At 61.3% G+C, this 19,878-nt stretch carries 19 protein-coding genes; 8 read left to right on the top strand and 11 right to left on the bottom strand.

Annotation, left to right across the window (positions count from 1 at the left end):
- Window positions 1–46 precede the first annotated feature (46 nt).
- From MHX61_RS06545 to MHX61_RS06535, 3 genes are read right to left on the bottom strand one after another with little or no spacing between them, the layout of a single operon-like run.
- Entirely contained in the window at window positions 47–1,021 is a 975-nt protein-coding gene (locus MHX61_RS06545; RefSeq protein ID WP_239193656.1) for an NAD(P)-binding domain-containing protein, read from the bottom strand.
- Entirely contained in the window at window positions 1,021–1,638 is a 618-nt protein-coding gene (locus tag MHX61_RS06540; protein WP_150850579.1) for a response regulator transcription factor, read from the bottom strand. The genes MHX61_RS06545 and MHX61_RS06540 overlap by 1 nt, the downstream gene beginning before the upstream one ends.
- Entirely contained in the window at window positions 1,631–2,779 is a 1,149-nt protein-coding gene (locus MHX61_RS06535) for a sensor histidine kinase (protein ID WP_150850584.1), read from the bottom strand. The genes MHX61_RS06540 and MHX61_RS06535 overlap by 8 nt, the downstream gene beginning before the upstream one ends.
- A gap of 105 nt (window positions 2,780–2,884) precedes the next feature.
- Between MHX61_RS06535 and MHX61_RS06530 the strand changes: the two genes are divergently transcribed.
- Together MHX61_RS06530 and MHX61_RS06525 are read left to right on the top strand one after the other, a co-directional pair.
- On the top strand, window positions 2,885–3,868 hold the full coding sequence (locus MHX61_RS06530) for an ABC transporter permease (protein WP_150850578.1): 984 nt from the start codon (window positions 2,885–2,887) through the stop codon (window positions 3,866–3,868).
- Window position 3,869: 1 nt separating this feature from the next.
- Window positions 3,870–4,511, top strand: coding sequence for an ABC transporter ATP-binding protein (locus MHX61_RS06525; RefSeq protein ID WP_005326966.1), 642 nt, complete (start codon window positions 3,870–3,872; stop codon window positions 4,509–4,511).
- A 6-nt stretch (window positions 4,512–4,517) separates the two neighbouring features.
- Here MHX61_RS06525 and MHX61_RS06520 read toward each other — a convergent pair whose 3' ends face one another.
- Both MHX61_RS06520 and MHX61_RS06515 read right to left on the bottom strand, forming a co-directional pair.
- A complete protein-coding gene (locus MHX61_RS06520) occupies window positions 4,518–6,095 on the bottom strand; it encodes a bifunctional ADP-dependent NAD(P)H-hydrate dehydratase/NAD(P)H-hydrate epimerase (RefSeq protein ID WP_239193654.1) in 1,578 nt (525 codons plus the stop codon).
- An 18-nt stretch (window positions 6,096–6,113) separates the two neighbouring features.
- On the bottom strand, window positions 6,114–6,929 hold the full coding sequence (locus MHX61_RS06515; RefSeq protein ID WP_239193652.1) for an Fpg/Nei family DNA glycosylase: 816 nt from the start codon (window positions 6,927–6,929) through the stop codon (window positions 6,114–6,116).
- A gap of 127 nt (window positions 6,930–7,056) precedes the next feature.
- Here MHX61_RS06515 and MHX61_RS06510 point away from each other — a divergent pair, with 127 nt between their 5' ends.
- Both MHX61_RS06510 and MHX61_RS06505 read left to right on the top strand, forming a co-directional pair.
- Window positions 7,057–8,553 carry a DUF1846 domain-containing protein gene (locus tag MHX61_RS06510; protein WP_005326977.1) on the top strand — a complete coding sequence of 499 codons (1,497 nt, stop codon included), beginning with the start codon at window positions 7,057–7,059 and terminating at the stop codon, window positions 8,551–8,553.
- Window positions 8,554–8,665: 112 nt separating this feature from the next.
- A complete protein-coding gene (locus tag MHX61_RS06505) occupies window positions 8,666–9,601 on the top strand; it encodes a rhodanese-related sulfurtransferase (RefSeq protein WP_239193650.1) in 936 nt (311 codons plus the stop codon).
- Here MHX61_RS06505 and MHX61_RS06500 read toward each other — a convergent pair.
- The 6 genes from MHX61_RS06500 to MHX61_RS06475 all read right to left on the bottom strand — a co-directional run bounded on the left by MHX61_RS06500 (window position 9,598) and on the right by MHX61_RS06475 (window position 15,412).
- Window positions 9,598–10,344, bottom strand: a complete 747-nt coding sequence (locus MHX61_RS06500; RefSeq protein ID WP_239193648.1) for an aminotransferase class IV — start codon at window positions 10,342–10,344, stop codon at window positions 9,598–9,600. The genes MHX61_RS06505 and MHX61_RS06500 overlap by 4 nt on opposite strands.
- Window positions 10,341–12,200 (bottom strand): chorismate-binding protein, encoded by a 1,860-nt coding sequence (locus MHX61_RS06495; protein ID WP_239193646.1) that lies wholly within the window; start codon window positions 12,198–12,200, stop codon window positions 10,341–10,343. The genes MHX61_RS06500 and MHX61_RS06495 overlap by 4 nt, the downstream gene beginning before the upstream one ends.
- A gap of 17 nt (window positions 12,201–12,217) precedes the next feature.
- Window positions 12,218–12,700, bottom strand: a complete 483-nt coding sequence (locus MHX61_RS06490) for a hypothetical protein (RefSeq protein ID WP_239193644.1) — start codon at window positions 12,698–12,700, stop codon at window positions 12,218–12,220.
- A gap of 9 nt (window positions 12,701–12,709) precedes the next feature.
- Window positions 12,710–13,681, bottom strand: coding sequence for a universal stress protein (locus MHX61_RS06485; protein ID WP_239193642.1), 972 nt, complete (start codon window positions 13,679–13,681; stop codon window positions 12,710–12,712).
- A gap of 87 nt (window positions 13,682–13,768) precedes the next feature.
- On the bottom strand, window positions 13,769–14,269 hold the full coding sequence (locus tag MHX61_RS06480) for a MarR family winged helix-turn-helix transcriptional regulator (RefSeq protein ID WP_179387141.1): 501 nt from the start codon (window positions 14,267–14,269) through the stop codon (window positions 13,769–13,771).
- A gap of 54 nt (window positions 14,270–14,323) precedes the next feature.
- A complete protein-coding gene (locus MHX61_RS06475) occupies window positions 14,324–15,412 on the bottom strand; it encodes an inositol-3-phosphate synthase (protein ID WP_239193640.1) in 1,089 nt (362 codons plus the stop codon).
- 117 nt (window positions 15,413–15,529) lie between these two features.
- Here MHX61_RS06475 and MHX61_RS06470 point away from each other — a divergent pair, with 117 nt between their 5' ends.
- The 4 genes from MHX61_RS06470 to MHX61_RS06455 all read left to right on the top strand — a co-directional run bounded on the left by MHX61_RS06470 (window position 15,530) and on the right by MHX61_RS06455 (window position 19,821).
- Window positions 15,530–15,907 (top strand): DUF5318 family protein, encoded by a 378-nt coding sequence (locus MHX61_RS06470; RefSeq protein ID WP_034667960.1) that lies wholly within the window; start codon window positions 15,530–15,532, stop codon window positions 15,905–15,907.
- A 75-nt stretch (window positions 15,908–15,982) separates the two neighbouring features.
- The gene (locus tag MHX61_RS06465; RefSeq protein WP_239193638.1) at window positions 15,983–18,232 is read left to right on the top strand and encodes a transglycosylase domain-containing protein; all 2,250 of its coding nucleotides are present in this window, start codon (window positions 15,983–15,985) and stop codon (window positions 18,230–18,232) included.
- A gap of 6 nt (window positions 18,233–18,238) precedes the next feature.
- Window positions 18,239–19,636 carry a glycosyltransferase 87 family protein gene (locus MHX61_RS06460; RefSeq protein ID WP_239193636.1) on the top strand — a complete coding sequence of 466 codons (1,398 nt, stop codon included), beginning with the start codon at window positions 18,239–18,241 and terminating at the stop codon, window positions 19,634–19,636.
- Window positions 19,633–19,821 carry a hypothetical protein gene (locus MHX61_RS06455; protein ID WP_198492222.1) on the top strand — a complete coding sequence of 63 codons (189 nt, stop codon included), beginning with the start codon at window positions 19,633–19,635 and terminating at the stop codon, window positions 19,819–19,821. Before MHX61_RS06460 ends, MHX61_RS06455 begins: the two co-directional genes overlap by 4 nt.
- Window positions 19,822–19,878: the final 57 nt, after the last annotated feature.

Genomic DNA, 19,878 nt, shown 5'->3' with positions numbered 1-19,878 from the left:
TGTGTGAAGGCAGTGTAGTCGAATTAGCTGGGACTAACCTATAGCTTTAGTCACATATATTCGCTACATCGTTCGCGGTCTGCCTGGCAAAGGGGCTTACCCCGGTAATAGTTGCGGAACCGGGTCCGGTCCACGTGCCGTAACCCACGAGGAAGAGGCCGTCGACGGTGGGGGAGGTGCCATCAAGAAGCCCGCGGATGGGCCGGAGGGCAGGCCGGAAACCGGTGCACCAGATGAGGTGGTCTGCGGTGACTTCATCAAGCGAAGAAAACATGGGGGTGGCCTGCAAAAGTCCGGAATCCCGTGCGCGTAGGACCGGCGGGACCATTACGATATCGCCCAGATTGGTATCCGCGCCGGGGTCTGGTTTGCCGCGGAGCATGGCGTTGAGGCGGGCGCGATTGCGCTGAAAGAGCACGCGGCCGTCAACATCATCGGGCATCCACCGCGGGGAGTTGCGGGTATACCAGGTGGTCTCCACGCCGGAGAGCAGGAGCTCGGCCGCGATCTGGGCACCGGAATTGGCCGCGCCTACGACCGCCACGCTGGACCCGACAAAGTCCTCCGGGCCCGGGTAGAAAGCCGAATGCCATTGCTGTCCGCCAAAGTCGCCGGGGTAGTAGGGGATAAAGGGCGCAGACCACGTGCCCGTGGCAGCTACGACCGTGCGCGCGGTCAGATGCTCTTTGCCGGCGAAGACGTGAAAGCACGAGCCATCATGGTCGACCTTATCCACTTTGACTGGTCGGCGAATGGGCAGCTCATAGCGCTGTTCATAGCGTGCAAAATAATCAATAACGTGGCTAGCTGGCGGAAAGCCATCGTGGTGGGGCATGGGCCACCCAGGCAGGTTGGAGGAGGCGGAATTGCTAAAAAGCGTGAGTGAGGGCCAGGTATGGCGCCAGGCCGCGCCGGGGCCGGGCTCTGCATCCAGAATGACAAAATCTAGGCCCTTTTTGCGCAGGTAATAACCCACCGCAAGGCCCGCCTGGCCGGCGCCGATGACTATGCAGTCCAGCATTAAATGAGCTTTCGCTCGCGCGCCACGGTGACCGCAGCGGTGCGGGTTTCCACGCCCAACTTTTGAAAAATGTGGATGAGGTGGGTTTTTACCGTGGCTTCAGAAATGAATAGCTGCTTGGCTAGTTCCTTATTGGAGGAACCGCTGGAAAGCGCCCGCAGGATTTCTAGCTCGCGGGTGGAGAGCGATTCTTGCGGCCGGCCCACACGTTGGGCGAGGAGATCTACCACCTCCGGCGCCAAGGTGCGGCGGTGCGCGGCGGTATTGAGGACGGCCTCGTGCAGCGCCTGCTCCGGGGAATCCTTGAGCAGATAGCCCATTGCGCCGGCCTCCACGGCGGCGAGAATATCGGCCTGCGTGTCATAGGTAGTCAGGATGAGCACCGGTGGGCCGCCGGCCTCCACCACACGCTTGGTGGCTGCGATGCCATCCATGCCGGGCATCTGGATATCGCAGACCACGGCGTCTACCTGCGGGGCGTCATCAGTAAAGAGCTTATCCACATCAGCACCGGTGGAACCTTCCATGACTACCTCGACATCGGAGAAGGTATTGAGGATAGCGCGCAGACCGGCGCGGACCACTGGGTGATCGTCGATTAGCATGACATTAACCATTGCTTCGCTCCTTCAGGGGGATACGGACGGCTAAGGCAGTGCCATCGCTAGATTCTAGGTTCATGGTGCCACCTACACGCTCCACACGGGTGCGCAGGCCCGCGAGCCCGAATCCGTGGTCCTTCTCGCCGGTACTAGGGGAGGCGGATACGCCGCATCCATTATCAACGACGTCCAAGGTCACCGCATCCTCGAAGAGGCCGAGCGTGACCACCGCGCGCGAGGCATGGGCGTGTTTGATGACGTTATTGAGTCCTTCCTGCGCAGCGCGTACGATGACCTCTTTGATTCGGCCGGGTACCTTGCCGCTTCCAGATACCACCAGTTCGAAGGTGGTTTCTTCCCCCAAAGCCTTCACGCGGCTGCGCATCTGGGACAGCAGGGAAGTGAGCTGGGTTTCCAGTCGCTCATCGGGGCCAGCGAGTTCGCGGACAAAGCGGCGGGCCTCGGCCAGATTCTCGCTCGCGACATCCTCGATGACCGCCAGCTGCTCTTCTTTGGTGCGGGGATCATCGGTGCCGCGGGCCGCGCGGGAGAGTAACAAAATGGAGCTAAGGCCTTGCGCGACGGTGTCATGGATCTCGCGGGAGAGGCGCTCGCGCTCCTCCAGCCGGCCGGCTTGGTGCTCGCTGGCGGCCAGCTCGGCTTGGGTTTCGCGCAGCTGCTTGGCGATGTCCCTGTGGTGCGCCGCTTCTGCTTGCAGCCGCCGCTGGATGAAAAAGACCGTTGCCGCAAAGGCGGTGCCGATAAGCGGTCCCACGGCCGCAGCGATGGACCAACCTTCTGGGTGCAGCCAGGCGGGGATGAACGCAGCCGCTGCCCACAGCACGGCGATGGAGATCAGCCCGGGCACGGTGGGCAAAGCGCGCAAAAAGACAAAAATAAGCGGGAATTCCAACCACATGAAATCCTGCGCATGGACCATCAGGCCCAGCCACAGCAGGCATAGCCCGCCTAGCCATAACCATGTGGGCAGCCAACGTTGTGCGGCGTACACCACGGCGAGGGCGATGGCTAAGCCGATAACCCGGGCGTCGAGCCGGCCATCCACATAGGCGCGCGCCACGCCGAAGACCAGCAGAAACGCGAACATGGCGTGCAGGCCATAGACCCATAATTTCTGTCCTCTAAACACAACCACCCAGGATATCCGCGCACCGGTGGACCGTGAATCAACCACTTGGTTGACTCGAGGTTCCGCGAGCTGGCCGATTACTTCTGACCTGCACAAAGCGAATATAGAACTATGTTCCTAGCAATCAGAGAAATCACCACAGCGCGCGGTCGCTTCGCGCTCATCGGCGGCACGGTTGCGCTCATTACCCTTCTGCTTGTGATGCTCTCCGGCCTCACGGAGGGCCTGTCCAAGCAAAATACTTCCGCGTTGGAGTCCCTGGAAGAGGAGTACCCATATATTTCTTTCTCCACCGAGGACCCTTCCTTTAGCGAATCCGAGATGCACGCCGGCGATGTCGCCAGCGATGGCATTCCACTCGGTGCGGCCCAGACCAAGCTGGAGGGGCACGGCGGTGTTGCCGTCCTCAGCCTGCCGGCCGGCACTCAGGTTCCGGGTAGCGATAAGACCATCCCGGAGCAGGGCGTGCTTCTGCCAGAGTCCATCGACGCGGCCGATACCGTCACCCTCGGCGGCTCCGACTTTTCGGTAGAGGGCACCGTCCCAGAGACCATGTACTCCCACTCCGAGGTGGTGTGGGCCTCCACCGAGTCCTGGCAGCAGATTAGCCATGCTCCAGAAGGCGTTATCGGCACCGCAGCGCTGTACAAGTATGCAGTGCCCGGCTCCGTGAAGGTGTCTACGTCCTTCTCCGGCCTAGCGGCCTATCAGTCTGAGCGCGGCTCGCTGCTTACCATGCAGGGCTTCTTGTACGGCATCTCCGCGCTGGTCACCGTCGCTTTCTTGACCGTATGGACCATTCAACGCACCCGCGACCTGTCCATCCTGCGCGCGCTCGGTGCCACCGTGCGCTACCTCTTGCGCGATGCCCTGGCACAAGCCGCCATCATCTTGGCGGCCGGCACCATTGCGGGTGCTGTCGTTGGTTGGGTGCTCGGCACGCTTGCTTCCGGCACCGTGCCCTTCGATGTTTCCCTGCGCACCATCGCCGTTCCCGCGGTTGGCATCTGGGCCCTCGGCATGGCCGGCGCCCTTATTGCTACCCGCCGCGTAGCTAAAGCCAACCCACTCGATGCTCTTGGAGGAAATGCTTAACATGTCCACCATTCTTGATATCCGCAACGCCACCGTGACCTACCAGGACGGTGAGACTACTACCACCGCGCTTGCCGACGCCTCCCTCATCGCCGAATCCAACACCCTTACCGCCATCGTGGGTGAGTCCGGGTCCGGCAAGTCCACGTTGCTGTCCGTAGCCGCAGGCCTCATCACCCCAGACTCCGGGTCCGTGCACGTGGACGGTACCCGCTCCATCATTTTCCAGCAGGCCAACCTGCTGTCCTCTCTCAATGTGCGCGACCAATTGGTGATCATGGACCATATCGCTGGCCGCAAGCTGCGCCCACAGCGCGCCGATGAGCTATTGGAGTTTGTCGGCCTGGCAGGAATGGGCAATCGCCGCATGGGTCAGTTGTCCGGTGGCCAGCGCCAGCGCGTCAATATCGCCCGAGCGCTCATGGAGCAGCCGGACCTGCTCTTGGCCGATGAGCCCACCTCCGCGCTCGATTCCCACCTCTCGCAGGAAATCATCCGCCTCTTGCGCGATGTCACCCAGGAGATGAACACCGCCACCGTGCTGGTGACCCACGACCGCTCCCTGCTGAACTTCGCTGACCGCGTGGTGGAGGTCAAGGATGGCCACGTCTCCGAGCAGGAGAAGGTTTCTGCGCTCAGCTAGCCTTAGCTAGCGCTGCATGAGGAGTAGCCGTGCGATTGCCTGCGGCACGGCCGCGGCAATCTGAGAGGCGGAGCAAAGGCCAAAGCCGTCCGGGGTGTGGGCGGCAATGGCCGCCGCGTGTTGGTGGATGGCCGCGGCGTGCAGGATTTCCATAATTATCGCCTCCGCATCCGCCTCGGCGGCATCCAGTTGCGCGAGCGTGGCTCCGAGGATGCCAGAGAGTACGTCACCAGAACCGGCGGTGGCCGCGTAGGAGTGCCCTGCGTTCATGCCATAAATTTTCTGGCCTGGGGCCGTGACCGTGGTGATCCGGCCCTTGTGCAGGATGAAGCAGTCGAGGGCATCGGAAAGCTCTCGCAGGCGCACCCCGAGCCCCTCCGAAAGATCAGGTTCGCGGCCGAGAGTTGCCGCGTAGAGCCGCGCAAACTCCCCGGCATGCGGGGTCAGGACAGCGCAGGGATGATCGCGCACGAGTTCGCGTAGATCGCCGTCGGTCGAGAGCACGGTCAGCGCATCGGCGTCGGTAATCGTGGGCAGCCCGCGTTCTAGCACGGCGCGCAATTCCGCGGCCGCCTCCGGTCCGGTGCCCCGCCCTGGGCCTACGACCCAGGCTTGGGCGTGGACCTTTTCTTGGGCACTGGCATGAGGCACTACCTCCGGCAGGCTCGTGACCACGGAGTCACTGCCCACGACGCGAACCATGGACGGCGTGGCGCGCACCGCGCCCGTGGCGGCGAGGATGCCCGCGCCGGGATAGGCGCTGCTGCCAGCACAGACCGCGGTCACCCCGCCGGTGTACTTGGTGCTTGTCGCCCCCGGAGTCGGATCCAGGATTGGTCCAGTGCAGCCCACCGGCTTCGGGGCGGTGACCAGGCCTTGTTCTCCCGAAAGCACCGGCTCAGTCGGCCACTGGTAGGGCAAGGTAATAGTGGGTTCATTGGCGATATAGCCCACCGGCTCCGCGGTAGCGGAAAGCTCTTCTGCAAAGGAGCGCGGGGCGCCGGGCAGGCGCAGATCGCAGAGGACCACCGCACCGCATTCCGGGGCAAAGATATGTCCGGCACGAGCCCAGCCAAAGCTAATGGTCACGTCTGCCTCTACGGCTTCGGCTGCGGCCACGCCGGTATCGGCGTTAATGCCCGAAGGAATGTCCACCGCTAATACCGGGACCCCGCGCTCCTTGGCCTCGGTATAGGCCCGCAGCGGGGCACCGGATAGGCCGCGGGTGGAGGCGAGGCCGGCGACGGCGTCGATAAGCAGATCGGCGTCTCCTAGACCGTGCGCAATGGTTCCGCCGGCCGCGGTAAATGCCTTCAGTGCGGGTTCGTGGGCGCTATCCGCTGCAAGGATGGCCTCCACTGAGTAGCCCTCTTCTGCCAGGAAAACGCCGGCATAGAGGCCATCGCCACCGTTGCCGCCTGGCCCGGCAAGGATAGTTACGTGCCGTCCAGAGTCGAGCATGCTTGTAGCCGTGGCTGCTACGCCTCGTGCAGCTAGGCGCATGAGCTCATCGTCAAAGGTCTGCTGGGCGAGAAGGGAATGCTCCGCCGCGCGGACGGCGGCAACGCTATAGGCATGTCGCATGACCGCCAGGATAGGCCTTTAAGGAGCCGGTTGGCAGGTAGGGCACCAAAATAGGTTGCGTCCCTCCATGACCTTTTCTGCCACTGGGGTGCCGCAGATATAGCAAGGTAGGCCGGCGCGGCGGTAGACGTAGACCTCGCCACCGTGGTCATCCTTGCGCGGTTCGCGGCCCATGGCCTCGGGGGAGTGCTCGGGCCGTACGGTATCGATGCGGCCGTGCTCCACCCCGTACTCCATCAGATCCACCAAGTCTTCCCAGGAGGCGTCAAAGGTTTCACGGGAAACGTCCCGTCCCGGCAGGAAAGGGGAGAGGCCGTGGCGAAAGAGGGTCTCGGCCCGGTAGATATTGCCCACGCCGGCATAAAGGTGCTGATCCATCATGAGGGAGCCGATGCTGCGGCGCGATTTATGCACTTTGTCCCAGAGCGCCTCCACGTCAGCGTCCGTGCGCAGCGGGTCTTGGCCTACCTTGGCTAGCTGTGCGCGGTACTCCTCTTCGGTGAGCAGGCGGCAAAACTGCGGTCCGCGCAGGTTAGCGGCCTCGGCGCCATTATCGATACGCACCCGGATCTGTCCGCCGGTTTCCTCGCGGGGCTCGAAGCGCAGCTTGCCAATCAGGCCTAAGTGAATATAGAGGATATGGCGCGGATCCTGGGCGCTAGAGTGCACGAAAAGGTGCTTGCCGTAGGTCTCTGCCAGCTCGATGCGCTCGCCATCGAGAAGCTCCGCCTCCGCCGCGAAGCGCCCCTGCGGGCTGGTCACGCGCAGCGGCATGCCGCGAAAATCGGCGTTGAATTTATTAGCTAGGCGGTGGATGACGTGACCTTCAGGCATGGAATCCAGTCTAATCGGGAAGAATTTTCGGCCAAACCGGGCGCTAACCAGCTCACTTATTTGCAGAGTCGCAATAGCGTAAACTCGAAATGCGGAATGATTTAACTCAGGGGAAGGCTTTCAAATCATGACGCAAAAAATCGGCTTTGACCGCGAGAAATATATTGAGCTGCAGTCGAAGCACATCCACGCCCGCCGCGAGGAAATTGGCGGCAAGCTCTACCTAGAGATGGGCGGCAAGCTTTTTGACGATATGCACGCCTCCCGCGTGCTGCCCGGCTTCACCCCGGACAATAAAATCGCGATGCTGGAGCGCATCAAAGAGGACGTAGAGATCCTCATCTGCATCAACGCGAAGGATATCTCCCGCCAGAAGGTACGCGCGGATCTGGGCATCCTATACGAAGATGACCTGCTGCGCCTGGTGGACGTATTCCGCAGCCGCGGATTCTTGGTGGAAAACATCGTCATGACCCAGCTGGAGGAAGGCAATTCCCAAGCGGAGGCCTTCATCGAAAAGGTCGAGCGCCTCGGCCTCAAGGTGGCGCGCCACCGCGTTATCCCTGGCTACCCCACCAATACGGACCTTATCGTGTCCGAAGAGGGCTTTGGCCGCAATGAGTTTGCGGAAACCTCCCGCGACCTCGTCGTGGTCACCGCGCCCGGCCCTGGCTCCGGCAAGCTGGCCACCGCACTCTCGCAGGTCTACCACGAGCATCAGCGCGGCAATAATGCCGGCTACGCCAAGTTTGAAACCTTCCCTATCTGGAATCTCCCCCTGGAACACCCCGTGAACTTGGCCTATGAGGCAGCCACGGTGGACCTCAACGATTCCAATATTATTGACCACTTCCACCTGTCCGCCCACGGCGAATCTACCGTGAATTACAACCGCGATGTGGAAGCATTCCCGCTGCTGCGCACACTTTTGGAAAAGCTCACCGGCACCACCCCATACCAGTCTCCGACGGACATGGGCGTGAACATGGCCGGCTTCTGCATTACTGATGACGCCGTGTGCCGCGCCGCCGCCCAACAAGAAATCATCCGCCGCTACTTCAAGGCACAGGTGGAAGAGGCGCGTGCGGGCCTGGGCACCGAGCAATCCGAGCGCGCCGCTGTCATCATGGCCAAGGCCGGCATCAAGGTAGAAGACCGCCCCGTGGTGGCACCTGCGCGCCAGCGCGCGGAAGAAACCGGGGAGCCCGCCTCCGCTATGCAGCTGCACGATGGCACCATGATCACCGGCCGCACCGCGCCCCTGCTGGGCTGCTCGGCGGCGATGCTGCTCAACGCGCTGAAGCACCTCGCGGGCATCGATGACGATATCCACCTGCTGTCGCCAGAGTCCATCGAGCCGATTCAAACGCTCAAGACCAAGCATTTGGGTTCCAAGAATCCCCGCCTGCATACCGACGAGGTGCTCATCGCCTTGTCCGTGTCAGCGGCGAAGGATGACAACGCCCGCAAGGCGCTGGAGCAGATCAAGGAGCTTGCTGGTTGCGACGTCCACACCACCACCATCCTGGGTTCTGTGGATGAGGGAATCTTCCGCAACCTCGGCGTGCTCGTGACCTCTGATCCCGTCTTTGCCCGCAAGAAGGCGTTGTACCAGAAGCGCTAGATTCCGCATGCTCAAGATTCGGCCCTTTCAGCTTGTGCTGGAGGGGCCGCAGTCATATAAGAGAGAGCTACAAGATTGGGGATCTGCGCAGCTGCAGGCCTAAGATTGGGGCGTGACTATTGGCAAAGTTCTCCTGTATTACTGCTTTACCCCCATCGAAGATCCCACCGCGATCATGCTGTGGCAGCGCACCCTGTGCGAGTCCCTGGGGCTCAAGGGGCGCATCCTCATTTCCGAGCACGGCATTAACGGCACCGTTGGCGGCGATATGGAAGCCTGCAAGCGCTACGTCCGCCAGACCAAGGAATACCCCGGCTTTAAGCGCATGCAGTTCAAGTGGTCCGATGGCGGCGCGGATGACTTCCCGCGCCTTTCGGTCAAGGTGCGCGATGAAATCGTGGCCTTTGGCGCGCCGGGCGAGCTGAAGGTCGATGAAAACGGCGTCGTTGGCGGCGGCGTGCACCTCAAGCCAGAAGAGGTAAATAAGCTGGTAGAAGAACGTGGCGAGGAGGTCGTCTTCTTTGACGGCCGCAACGCCATGGAGGCAGAGATTGGCAAGTTTAAAAATGCCGTCGTGCCCGATGTGAAAACCACGCATGACTTCATCGAGGAAATCGAGTCCGGCAAGTATGACTGGATGAAGGATAAGCCGGTGGTGTCCTACTGCACCGGTGGCATTCGCTGCGAAATCCTGTCCTCGTTGATGAAGAACCGTGGCTTCCAAGAGGTTTACCAGATCGATGGCGGAATCGTGCGCTACGGCGAAAAGTACGGCAATGATGGCCTGTGGGAAGGCTCCATGTATGTCTTTGACAAGCGCATGCACCATGAGTTTGGCCAAGGACTCCAAGATCCCGGCTTCATCCAGCTGGGTCATTGCGTGCACTGCGGCAAGGGTACGAATACCTTCCACAATTGCATCAATGAAGACACCTGCCGCCAGCAAGTACTCATCTGTGATGATTGCATTCAGCACGTAGAAACCCAGCACTGCGGCCGGCCGGATTGTGCCGAAGTGGCAGCGCAGCTAGCCATGCAGGAGAGCTAGTCGCCCGCCGTTTCCTTGCGGAAGCAGCCCCACCACCATTGTTGCCACGCTACGGTATGCGGGCTGCTCGGCGGATAGATGACGCCGGTGGGGGCGTGTAGCTCGCTAACCGGGCTCATGCCGTGGAGCGAGTTGAGGAACCACAGTGGGCACTCGGCGGCGAGCTCTGGGGTGATGGGGCGCGTTTCGGTGTGAATTCCAAGGTCCGAGGCGCGCCGGGCAACTTGGCGCAGCGTGATGCTGGGCAGCGCCTGACCGGTGGGAAGGATTAGCGTTTCCTCGTCCCAGGCGACGAGCGCGCCGATGGTGGTCTCCACCATGGCACCAGAGGAATCCACGATGGCGGTGTCATCGGTGCCGTCTGCCTGATACTCGTCGCGGTAGCGTGCCAGCGCTGGGAAATCGGGGCCCTTGACTAAAGGCTGCATGCGCGGGTCGGGGGCTTGCACATAGGTCAGCCGGGTGGTTCGGCGCGCAGGGGGTGCGGGGCGAATATCGAGGCGCAGGTGTCCGCCGGCTAGCGAGATGCGAGGGAAGAGATCGCCGGGGCCCACGAGCTGCAGCATCGCGGGGACGAAGCCGGCGGGAAGCGGTCCGGCCACCGACTCGAAGCGCTGGAGGTGAAGGGGGAGGGCGTTGGAGTGGGCGTCGCCAAGCATCCGCCAAGAATCCGCCACGTCAAAGGGCCCGGGGTGAGGCTGGCTTGGAATGAAGCTGCCCTCGTGCCAGAGATAGGTGCTCATTGCCACGCCCCCAACACGGATTGGGCCTTGAGGTTGCGCTCCTCCAGCTCGGCGGCCGGATCTGAATCCAGGACGATGGCCCCGCCGGCGCCGATGGTGACCTCACCGACCGCGCGCACGGCCGTGCGGATGACCACGCTGAGATCGGATTGACCGTCAAACCCCAAGTAGCCCACCACGCCGGAGTACACGCCGCGCGGTCCCGTTTCGAGTTGGTCAATGATCTCGCAGGTGCGCAGCTTCGGCGCGCCCGTCATAGAGCCAGGAGGAAAGGTGGCACGGAGGGCATCGACCGCGGTGGCACCGTTTCGCAGCTGTCCGGTAATGGTGGAGACCAACTGATGCACGGTGGCATAGCTTTCTACCTGCATTAACTTTGGCACGCGCACGCTGCCGGGTTCGCATACCCGGGAGAGATCATTGCGCAGTAGGTCAACGATCATGAGGTTTTCGGCGCGCGTTTTCGGGTCCGTGGTCAGCAGCGCCGGATCCTGGTCGGCCGAGATGGTGCCCTTAATCGGCTTGGCCTCTACCTCACGGTCGCGCACGGTGAGGAAGCGCTCGGGCGAGGCACTGCAGACCTCGACGCCGTCGAAGACGAGGTGCGCGGCATAGGGGGCGGGATTGTGCGAGCGCAGGTGGGGATAAAGCTCGCCTTCGGCCGCGGCCGTGTAGGTATCGGTCAGGCAGACCTCGTAGCTCTCGCCGGCGTGCAGGAATTCTTGGGCGCGCGTAATCCGCTCCAGGTAGCCAGGGCTGCGCCAGGAGCCGGCGCTTAGCGACGCCCCACCGTCCTCCCCCGTTGGCCCTGGTTCCTCCGCACCCAAGGCGGCTTCCAGGCGGTTTAGCAATTCCTCGGCGCCGTCACCGGCAAGGCAGCACAGGTGCGCGGTTTCTGCGTGGTGGTCGTAGACGATGAAGGACTGCGGCCGCACAAAGTAGGCATCTGGGTAAGGGGAGCGGTGGCGTAGCTCAATGGGCAGGGTGAGCTGGGCGCATTCATAGCCCAAGTACCCGATGACCCCGCCGGTAAACGGGAGGGCCGGTACGTCGATGATACGGGTGGCGAGCTCGCGGTCGAGGAGGGTGAGGATATCGGGGGCGTCGCCAAGCCGGTAGCGGAAAGAGCGACTCAATGCGCCGGCGGTATCGCCGAGGATGGAATAGCGCCCGCGGGGATCCGCGGAGTCGAGGAAGAAGGCATCGTTGCCCTCGGCGCGCAGGGCGGCAAAGACCCGTGGGCAGTCCACCGCGCCGGGGACTTCGCGGTGGAGCAGGTGAAACCCGCCCAGAAAGTTGCGCATAATCTCCCGGCCGTACTGGGTAAGCACCGACTCCGGGTGAAATTGCACGCCCCAGTGCGGCAAGCCGTCGACCTTAAGCGCTTGGATGACGCCATCCTCGCTGCGGGCATGCACGGTAATGCCGGGAGCCTTATCTATATGCAGGGAGTGGTAGCGCACCACTTCAAAGTCTTGCGGGATTCCGGCAAAGATGCCTTCGCCCGAGTGGCTGATGGTGGAAACAAAACCGTGGCGCGGCTGCGGCGCGCGCGACACCTGGGCACCGGCCAGTAGACCTAGCCCCTGGTGGCCAAGGCATACGCCCAGTACCGGAATCTCGGCCGCGGCTGCGGCGGCGATAATGCCCCGGGCAGCACCGAAATCCTCCTCGCGCTCCGGCGTGCCCGGGCCAGGAGAAATCACCACATGCGAAAATTCGCCGGCACGGACGCGCTCGGCCAGCCCTTCCGCTTCACCGGCGGCGACGACGAGTGGTTCGCGTCCGGCTACCTCCGCGATGAGGTGGGCAAGGTTGAAGGTATAAGAATCGTAATTATCAAGCAGGAGGATCATAGGGAGGCGGAAAGTTTCTATGCGGCGGCCGAGTCCATGAGGAACAGCTGGATATCGGTAATGGTCCACAGCATGAAATTGCAGGCCATGACCCAGAAAATGGCCATCCAACTGCGCCACCGCAGATAGCGGTGCAGCTTGCGCACCATGATGATGGCGCAGCCGATCATGCCGAAGAAGGGAATGATCGGGGTGGTCAGGCTAAAGAAGGTGCGCTGCCCGTCGGTGCAGAGCCACGTGGCGGTGCCATCCTCACACAAGGGACCACCGGAGAGCCGGGTGATGAGTGCGACTGCGAAACCATAAAGCGCGGAGAGCACAAGAACGCCGATCATGTACCAGACGGCCTGGCGGGTGGAGCGGCGGTTAGCAGCGGCAATCTCTAAAGGGTCCGGCTCATCGGCCAGCTCATCAAAGCTCCGCGGTTCCGGGCGGCGCAGATTGGCATAGTCCGCATCGGAAGTCAGATCGTTTTCGGGATGCTCTGGTCGCAGGCTCATGCCCCAATCCTAACCGCAGGATGGGTGGACCAAGATAGGCACCCGAATATGCGGCAGCAGCTCCGTGGCGGTAGATCCCAAGAACACGCGGGCGATGGGGCCCTGCGGGGTGGAGGCCATGAGCATCAGATCGCCCTTCTTCCACTTGAGCGAATCCACCGCCCCGCCCCAGCCTGCACCGGAACCGATTTCTGAGGTGACATCCAGATCGGGGAATTTTTCTTGGATGCTATCGCGGGCGCGGTCCAGCATGGCGAGGGAATCCTCGAGCCACTCGGCTGCCAGCTTGAGCGCCATATCGTGCTTGTCTTTCGACGGCGTATTGAGCAGTCCCTTTGCTGAGAAGACAAGCAGGCGCAGCGGCAGATTCCAGCGGTTGGCGAGCTCCGCTGCGGCGAGCATCTCATGGTCTTCGCGCGGGCTGCGTTCGGTGATGGCAAAGTTGAAGCGGGTGACGCCGTGCTTGGACAGCTTTACCTTGCGTGGCACCAAACCCAACGGCTGAGGAGAATAATGCAGCAAGGTATCGGCCGTAGAACCAGCAAAGAAACGGCCCTTTGGCGCAGCCTGGTTGGGGCCTAAGATGATGAGGTCTGCCTGGAATTTCTTGGCCATCTCCGTCAGTAGGTGGGGGCGCGAAGGCCCGTCGACCAAGAGGGAAGGCTTGTCATCCCAGCAGCTGCGGGGTACGCCGGCTTCATCGAGGGCGGCATGGGTAGCGGCTGCGCAGGCCTCCTTTTGTGCTTTAAACCATTTCTTATATTTTCCGCCCAGCTTGGTGAGGGAAGTAGTAGTCCACGGCTGGAACACGGTAGAGATGACCCGCACCTGGGTAGTGGCGGTACGGGAAAGCCACGCGGCACAATCTAGAGCCTCGGTTCCGGAGGAAGAAGGGCTCCAAGAAATAAGAATGCGAAGGGGTTTATCGGCCGAGCCCTTGCTCAAGGCCGGCAGATGCCCATCGGAAGAATCAGTTGCCATACGGAGTGAACTAGTGAGAGATTACGGTTTTCGTTTCCCTCAATTATCACGTTAAGGCCAAGAAAAATGAAATCACCGCGGGCAGAACTAGTGCTGTTCGCCGTTCATTGTGGGGCGATAGACATCAGCCAGCTTGGAGATGACGGTGGCAACGTCGTTCGCGGTCTCCAAATCCTTCGGCTCGAGCCACCGCATGATCTCTGCTAGGGCGGAGGCGCGCTGCTGCGAGACGATGGCTAGTTCGGATTCGCCTAGTTGCGTCAGCGCTACCAAGACGCCGCGGCGGTCCTCTTCATCGCGGTGGCGTTCCACGTAGCCGCGGCGCTCTAGCTGATAGAGCGCGTTGGAGGCGGTGGGCATGCGGATAAGTTCTGCCTGCGCGATGGTGGAAACGCGGGACGGTCCGCGCATACGCAGCTGGTTCATGATGGACACCTGCGAGGTGGTCAATGAAGAGCCTTCCGCCGTGCGCTGGAAAATAAGAATGAGCTTATTGAGCGACGGCTGGATGGAACGCGCGACCTCGACAGCATCCTCGTACGTAGACGGGGATTGAGCGGGGCCCTTCTCCTCATGTTGCTGCGTCATAGAAAACGATTGTATAGCCCGTTTTCCCTGCGCGGTAGTTCGGAAGTTAAAAAATTAGTTTCCGGCAATAAAGTCTTCTAGCTCGGCGCGCGCCACGTCATCGGCCTTTTGCACCGGCGGGGATTTCATCAAGTAGGACGAGGCAGCCAGTACCGGGCCCGCCACCCCGCGGTCGAGAGCAATCTTGGCGGCGCGCACGGCATCAATGATGATGCCGGCGGAGTTTGGCGAGTCCCAGACCTCCAGCTTGTACTCCAAGTTCAGCGGTACTTCGCCGAAGGCGGAACCCTCTAAGCGGACATAGGCCCACTTACGGTCATCAAGCCATTCCACGTAATCGGAAGGTCCGATGTGGACGTTGCGGTCCTCCTGCTTGCCGGCGATGGGTGAGTTGTGCAGGTTAGAGGTTACGGCCTGCGTCTTGGAGATCTTTTTGGATTCGAGGCGCTCGCGCTCGAGCATATTCTTAAAATCCATATTGCCGCCTACATTGAGCTGCATGGTGCGCTCCAAACGCACGCCGCGATCTTCAAAAAGCTTCGCCATGACGCGGTGAGTAATGGTCGCGCCCACCTGGGACTTAATATCATCGCCCACGATGGGCAGCCCGGCGTCTTCGAATTTCTTCGCCCATACCGGATCAGAGGCAATAAAGACCGGCAAGGCATTGACAAAGGCGCAGCCGGCATCGATGGCCGCCTGGGCGTAGAACTTATCCGCTTCTTCAGAGCCCACCGGTAGGTAGGAGACTACGACGTCGGCGCCGGACTGGCGGAGTGTGGCGGGGACGTCGGCAAGCGGGGCTTCCGATTCCGCGATGGATTCTTGGTAGTACCGGCCGAGGCCGTCCAGGGTAGGACCGCGCTGCACGGTAACGCCCAGCTCAGGGACGTCGGTAATGGAAATGGTGCAATTGCGGGAGCTGCGCGTAGCCTCCGCCAGGTCCTTGCCCACCTTGTCCGCATCCACGTCGAAGGCGGCAACGAATTCCACATCGCCTACGTGGTACGGGCCAAACTGGGCGTGCATCAAACCGGGAATATCTGCATCGGCCGCGGCGTTGCGATAAAACTCCACGCCTTCAATGAGGGACGTGGCGCAGTTGCCGACGCCCACGATGGCGACCTTTACTTTTTCGGACACGGTCTACTCCTTTAACTCCATGAGTTGTAGCTGTCAGTGACTGCGCAAGGGTAAGCCGAAAATTATGCCCTACGGTGGCATAACGCCATGTGGATCGATCAAGAAGAGGTAATTAGGATGATCCGGGTGAATTCCGTTGCCTATAAGCACGTGCTCTCCCATGAGTGGGAGCGCGCCCACCACTTGCGCGAATTTCGCGCCGGGCAGCTCACGCGGGAGGACGTGTGCGATGCTGACTTTTTGCTGCGCGCCGCAGCTGAGCACCACGGGCGCACCATGGATAAGGAATGCCCCGTGTGCGGCGAGCCTTTGCGGCTTACGCGCTGGGTCTATGGCGAGAACCTCGGCCGCCGCGCCGGGAGTGCCCGCAGTGAGAAAGAAATAGCGGAGTTTGTAGCTGAGGGCTTGGAGTTTACGGTGCACGAGGTGGAGGTATGCCGCCAGTGCCGGTGGAACCACTTGTTGCGTTCTGCTACTGCATTTAACGCGTGTTAGTTTCCCGCGCACCGCCTTAGGCAGTAAGCTGCAATTATTTAGTTTGTGATCAGGGATGAATGAGGACACGAATCAGTGACCGAGAAGGAATCTACCGGCAAGTCCGCTAAGGGGGCTCGCCCCAGCAAAAAGCAGGCGACAAAGAAGCGCCGCATCTGGCCGTGGGTCGTTTTGGCGTTCCTACTGGTCTTTGTAGCACTGCCCGCAGGACTTTTTGCCTACGCATACTCGCAATACTCCGTTCCGGAGCCGAAGGACCTAGCCAATAACCAGGTCTCCACCATCTATGCGGGTGATAATCAGACCCAGCTCGCCCGCTTGGTGCCGCCGGAAGGCAACCGCACCCACGTGAAGCTGGATGAAATCCCGGAATACGTGCAGGACTCCGTGCTGGCCGCGGAGGACCGTGACTTTTGGGATAACTCCGGCTTCTCCTTCACCGGCCTCGGCCGCGCCGTGGTTGGTAAGGTAACCGGCAATGAAGATGCTGGCGGCGGTTCCACCATTACCCAGCAGTATGTGAAAAACACGCTGGTGGGCAACGAATACTCCTACGTGCGCAAGATTCGCGAGCTCATCTACTCGGTGAAGATGACCAATGAGTGGGATAAGGAGGATATTCTCAACGCCTACCTCAACACCGTGTACTTCGGCCGCAATGCCTACGGCATCCAGGCGGCATCCAATGCCTACTTTGATAAGGACGCCAAGGACCTCACTCCGGAGGAAGGCGCCATGCTCGCCGGCCTCATTCAGTCCCCGTCCGGCCTCGACCCGCGCGTGAACCAGGAGGGCTCCGAGGACCGCTGGAACTACGTCCTTGATGGCTTGGTAGACATGGGTGACCTCACCCAGGAACAGCGCGATGGCATGGTCTTCCCAGAGACCCGCGACCCAGCTGAGTACTCTGCCTACACCGAAGCCCCAGGCGCTAATGGCCACATCAAGGATCAGGTCATCCGCGAACTGGAAAAGGTAGGCATCACCGAAAACGAGGTGTCCACCGGCGGCCTGCGCATCACCACCACCATCGACATGAATGTGCAAAACAACACCATTCAGGCAGTCGATGACCAGATGGCTCCGCTGCAAGAGGACGCGCGTGCGGCTTCCGTGACCATCGATCCGAAGACCGGTGCGGTCCGTGGATACTTTGGCGGTCACGATTCCAATGGTTGGGACTACGCCAACTCCCCGCTGCAGACCGGTTCTACTTTCAAGATCATGACCCTTGCGGCCGCCTTGCAGCAGGGCATCAGTCTAGATACCAATTACTCGTCCGCTCCGTACCAGCTGCCTGGCTCGGATGTTGTCACCAACGTGGGCGGCGGCTGCGGCGTATGCAACCTGCGCGAGGCTACCAAGCAATCCCTGAATACCTCCTTCCTTCGCCTGCAGGAGGACCTCAAGAACGGCACGCAGGACACCGCAGATATGGCGCACGCCCTTGGCGTGGCTAAGTCCCTGCCGGGCATTGAAAAGACGCTGACGGAAAACGGCAAGCAGCCATTCGAAGGCATTGTTCTGGGCCAGTACCAGTCCCGCCCGCTCGATATGGCCACCGCAATGTCCACCCTGGCTAACCAGGGCGTGTGGCATAACCCGCACTTTGTGCAGCGCGTAGAAAACGCTGCCGGCGAAGTGCTGTACGAGCACCCCGAAGACGAGGGCGAGCGCCGCGTATCGTCCAACGTGGCTAATAACGTCATCGAAGCCATGGAGCCGGTGGCCGCATGGTCTAATGGCGCTCTTGCCGGTGGCCGTGTTTCCGCCTCAAAGACCGGCACCACTCAGATGGGCGATACCGGAAATAACAAGGATGCCTGGATGGTCGGTGCTACCCCGCAGCTGGCTACCGCCGTGTGGGTAGGTACCGCGGATAACACCTCCGCTATCTTCGATCAGTACGGCGGCATCATGTACGGCGCCGGCGCGCCAACCAAGATTTGGAAGGCCGTGCTGGACAACTCCCTGGCCAACTCCGAATTCCAAAACTTCCCGGCTGCCTATCCGCTGGGATTCGGCAACATGGGCGCCGGAACGGCCGCTCCGGCCTATGACCCGAGCTGGGATAGCGGCGCTGACGATACCCAGTACTACGAGGCCCCGACCGAGCAAGCAGCTCCGGAAGAGGAAACCAAGCCGGCTCAGCCGGAGAACAAGCCGGAGAGCCCGAAGCCAGCCCCGAATCCGCAGCGCGGTAATGGCAATAGCGGCAATGGTGGCAATAGCGGTAATAGCAACCAGGCACCGGCCCAGCCAGAGGCGCCGTCGTTGGATGACCTCATCGGCCCCGATAGCGACTTGGCAGACCTCCTAGGGTAGGCGGCAGTGACAGCGAATCCGCACCAGCGCATTCCCGCCTCCTCAGAACCCTTGGCCCGCGGGGTAATTGAATTCCTCGGCGGGCCAAGGGGCCGTTTTGCCGGTGTACGCCGCACCCAGTGGTGGACCCCGCTGCGCGCCATAATCGCCGTCGGCTGGGTTTTCCTGGCGTGCGGATTCCTCTCGAAGGCTAATTGCGCCGGCGGCACCCGCGGTGATGACGGGGTCATTAACCTAAATTGGGCGGGCAACCGCCAGTACACCTCATTTTGCTATAACGACATCATCCCGCTTTACGGCGGCCGCGGCCTCGATGAAGGCGGCTTCCCCTATGCCTATTCCTGGCAAGAGGGTGACCTGACCCGCTATATGGAGTACCCAGTCCTCGCAGGCCTATTCCAGGGGTTGATGGGATGGATCGCCCGCAATACGTACTCTCTGGTTGAGTGGGCCGGCATCCCGGAGGCCGGATGGTACTTCGGCCTGACCGCCTTGGTTATGGCGTGCATCTGGGTAGGCGTGCTCTACATGGTCTACCTGCTGGTGGGCAATCGCACTTGGGACACCATCCTCGTCGCCGCCAGCCCTCTTATCATTATTCACGCCTTCAGCAACTGGGATATCTCCTCCATTGCCTTTGCCGTAGGTGCGCTCCTGGCCGCCGCGCGCAAGCGCCCTGCCGTAGCGGGTGTCCTCATCGGCCTTGGCACTTCCTTTAAGCTGTGGCCGCTCTTTCTCTTGGGCGCATTCTTGGTCTTGGCGGCGCGCAACCGCCGCTGGCCGCAATTTTTCTACGCCTTGCTCGGCGCGGCCGTGACCTGGATCGTAGTCAACGCGCCGGTGGCCCTGAAGTACCCGGAGGCATGGCGCGAATTTTTCCGCCTCAACCAAGAGCGCGGTGCGGAGTGGACCACCATCTACTCGGTGCTTAGCCGCAATACTGGGATTAGCTTTAGCCCTGAGTTCCTCAATACCTTCAGCCTGGTGGCGTTTTTGGCTCTCTGTGCGGCGATTGCGGTGCTGGGCCTGCGCAGCTCAAGGACCCCGCGTATGGCCGAGCTGGTTTACCTCATCGTGGCCGCCTTCTTACTATTCAACAAGGTGTGGTCGCCCCAGTATTCGTTGTGGCTATTGGTGCCCGCGGCGCTAGCCCTGCCACGCTGGCGCTTGGTCTTTAGCTGGGCGCTTGTCGATGCCCTCGTATGGCCCCTACTCATGTGGCACATGCTGGGAACAGACAATAAAGGTATTCCGCACGAGCTGCTTGACGTTGCGATTATCTCCCGCGATGCCCTCATTATCGCCATGGCTGTCCTCGTTATTCGCCAGATGTGCGGAAAAACCACGGATAAAGTGCGCGATGCGCACGCCGGCCGCGACCCCTTGGCAGGAGCATTCGCATGATCGTTACCTATATCGGAATGGCATCCATCTTCTTGGGATTCCTTTGCGTGATGGCAGCCTTCTGGCTCTTCCACAATCGGGAGGATCGTCGCGGGCCCATCGTGCTGGGGCTTTTGGCCATTCTTTTCCTCACCATCATTCCGGCGACTGCCGCTGTGTTTTTCGCCGCAACGACCACTGGTTAGATTTCTTTTCGCCGGTCATTTGCGGTACTGTAGTGGGGTTGCTTGACGCAACGTACC

Source organism: Corynebacterium sp. ACRPF (assembly GCF_022347395.1).
Taxonomy (GTDB): Bacteria; Actinomycetota; Actinomycetes; order Mycobacteriales; family Mycobacteriaceae; genus Corynebacterium; species Corynebacterium tuberculostearicum_D.
Note: the sequence above shows the minus strand (reverse complement) of the source record. Positions and strands in the feature narration are given on the sequence as shown.

Bases quoted from the DNA above. Each gene is read 5' to 3' on its own strand.
- MHX61_RS06545 (WP_239193656.1), bottom strand. From the start codon at position 1,021: ATGCTGGACTGCATAGTCATCGGCGCCGGCCAGGCGGGCCTTGCGGTG.
- MHX61_RS06540 (WP_150850579.1), bottom strand. From the start codon at position 1,638: ATGGTTAATGTCATGCTAATCGACGATCACCCAGTGGTCCGCGCCGGT.
- MHX61_RS06530 (WP_150850578.1), top strand. From the start codon at position 2,885: ATGTTCCTAGCAATCAGAGAAATCACCACAGCGCGCGGTCGCTTCGCG.
- MHX61_RS06525 (WP_005326966.1), top strand. From the start codon at position 3,870: ATGTCCACCATTCTTGATATCCGCAACGCCACCGTGACCTACCAGGAC.
- MHX61_RS06520 (WP_239193654.1), bottom strand. From the start codon at position 6,095: ATGCGACATGCCTATAGCGTTGCCGCCGTCCGCGCGGCGGAGCATTCC.
- MHX61_RS06515 (WP_239193652.1), bottom strand. From the start codon at position 6,929: ATGCCTGAAGGTCACGTCATCCACCGCCTAGCTAATAAATTCAACGCC.
- MHX61_RS06510 (WP_005326977.1), top strand. From the start codon at position 7,057: ATGACGCAAAAAATCGGCTTTGACCGCGAGAAATATATTGAGCTGCAG.
- MHX61_RS06500 (WP_239193648.1), bottom strand. From the start codon at position 10,344: ATGAGCACCTATCTCTGGCACGAGGGCAGCTTCATTCCAAGCCAGCCT.
- MHX61_RS06495 (WP_239193646.1), bottom strand. From the start codon at position 12,200: ATGATCCTCCTGCTTGATAATTACGATTCTTATACCTTCAACCTTGCC.
- MHX61_RS06490 (WP_239193644.1), bottom strand. From the start codon at position 12,700: ATGAGCCTGCGACCAGAGCATCCCGAAAACGATCTGACTTCCGATGCG.
- MHX61_RS06485 (WP_239193642.1), bottom strand. From the start codon at position 13,681: ATGGCAACTGATTCTTCCGATGGGCATCTGCCGGCCTTGAGCAAGGGC.
- MHX61_RS06480 (WP_179387141.1), bottom strand. From the start codon at position 14,269: ATGACGCAGCAACATGAGGAGAAGGGCCCCGCTCAATCCCCGTCTACG.
- MHX61_RS06470 (WP_034667960.1), top strand. From the start codon at position 15,530: ATGATCCGGGTGAATTCCGTTGCCTATAAGCACGTGCTCTCCCATGAG.
- MHX61_RS06455 (WP_198492222.1), top strand. From the start codon at position 19,633: ATGATCGTTACCTATATCGGAATGGCATCCATCTTCTTGGGATTCCTT.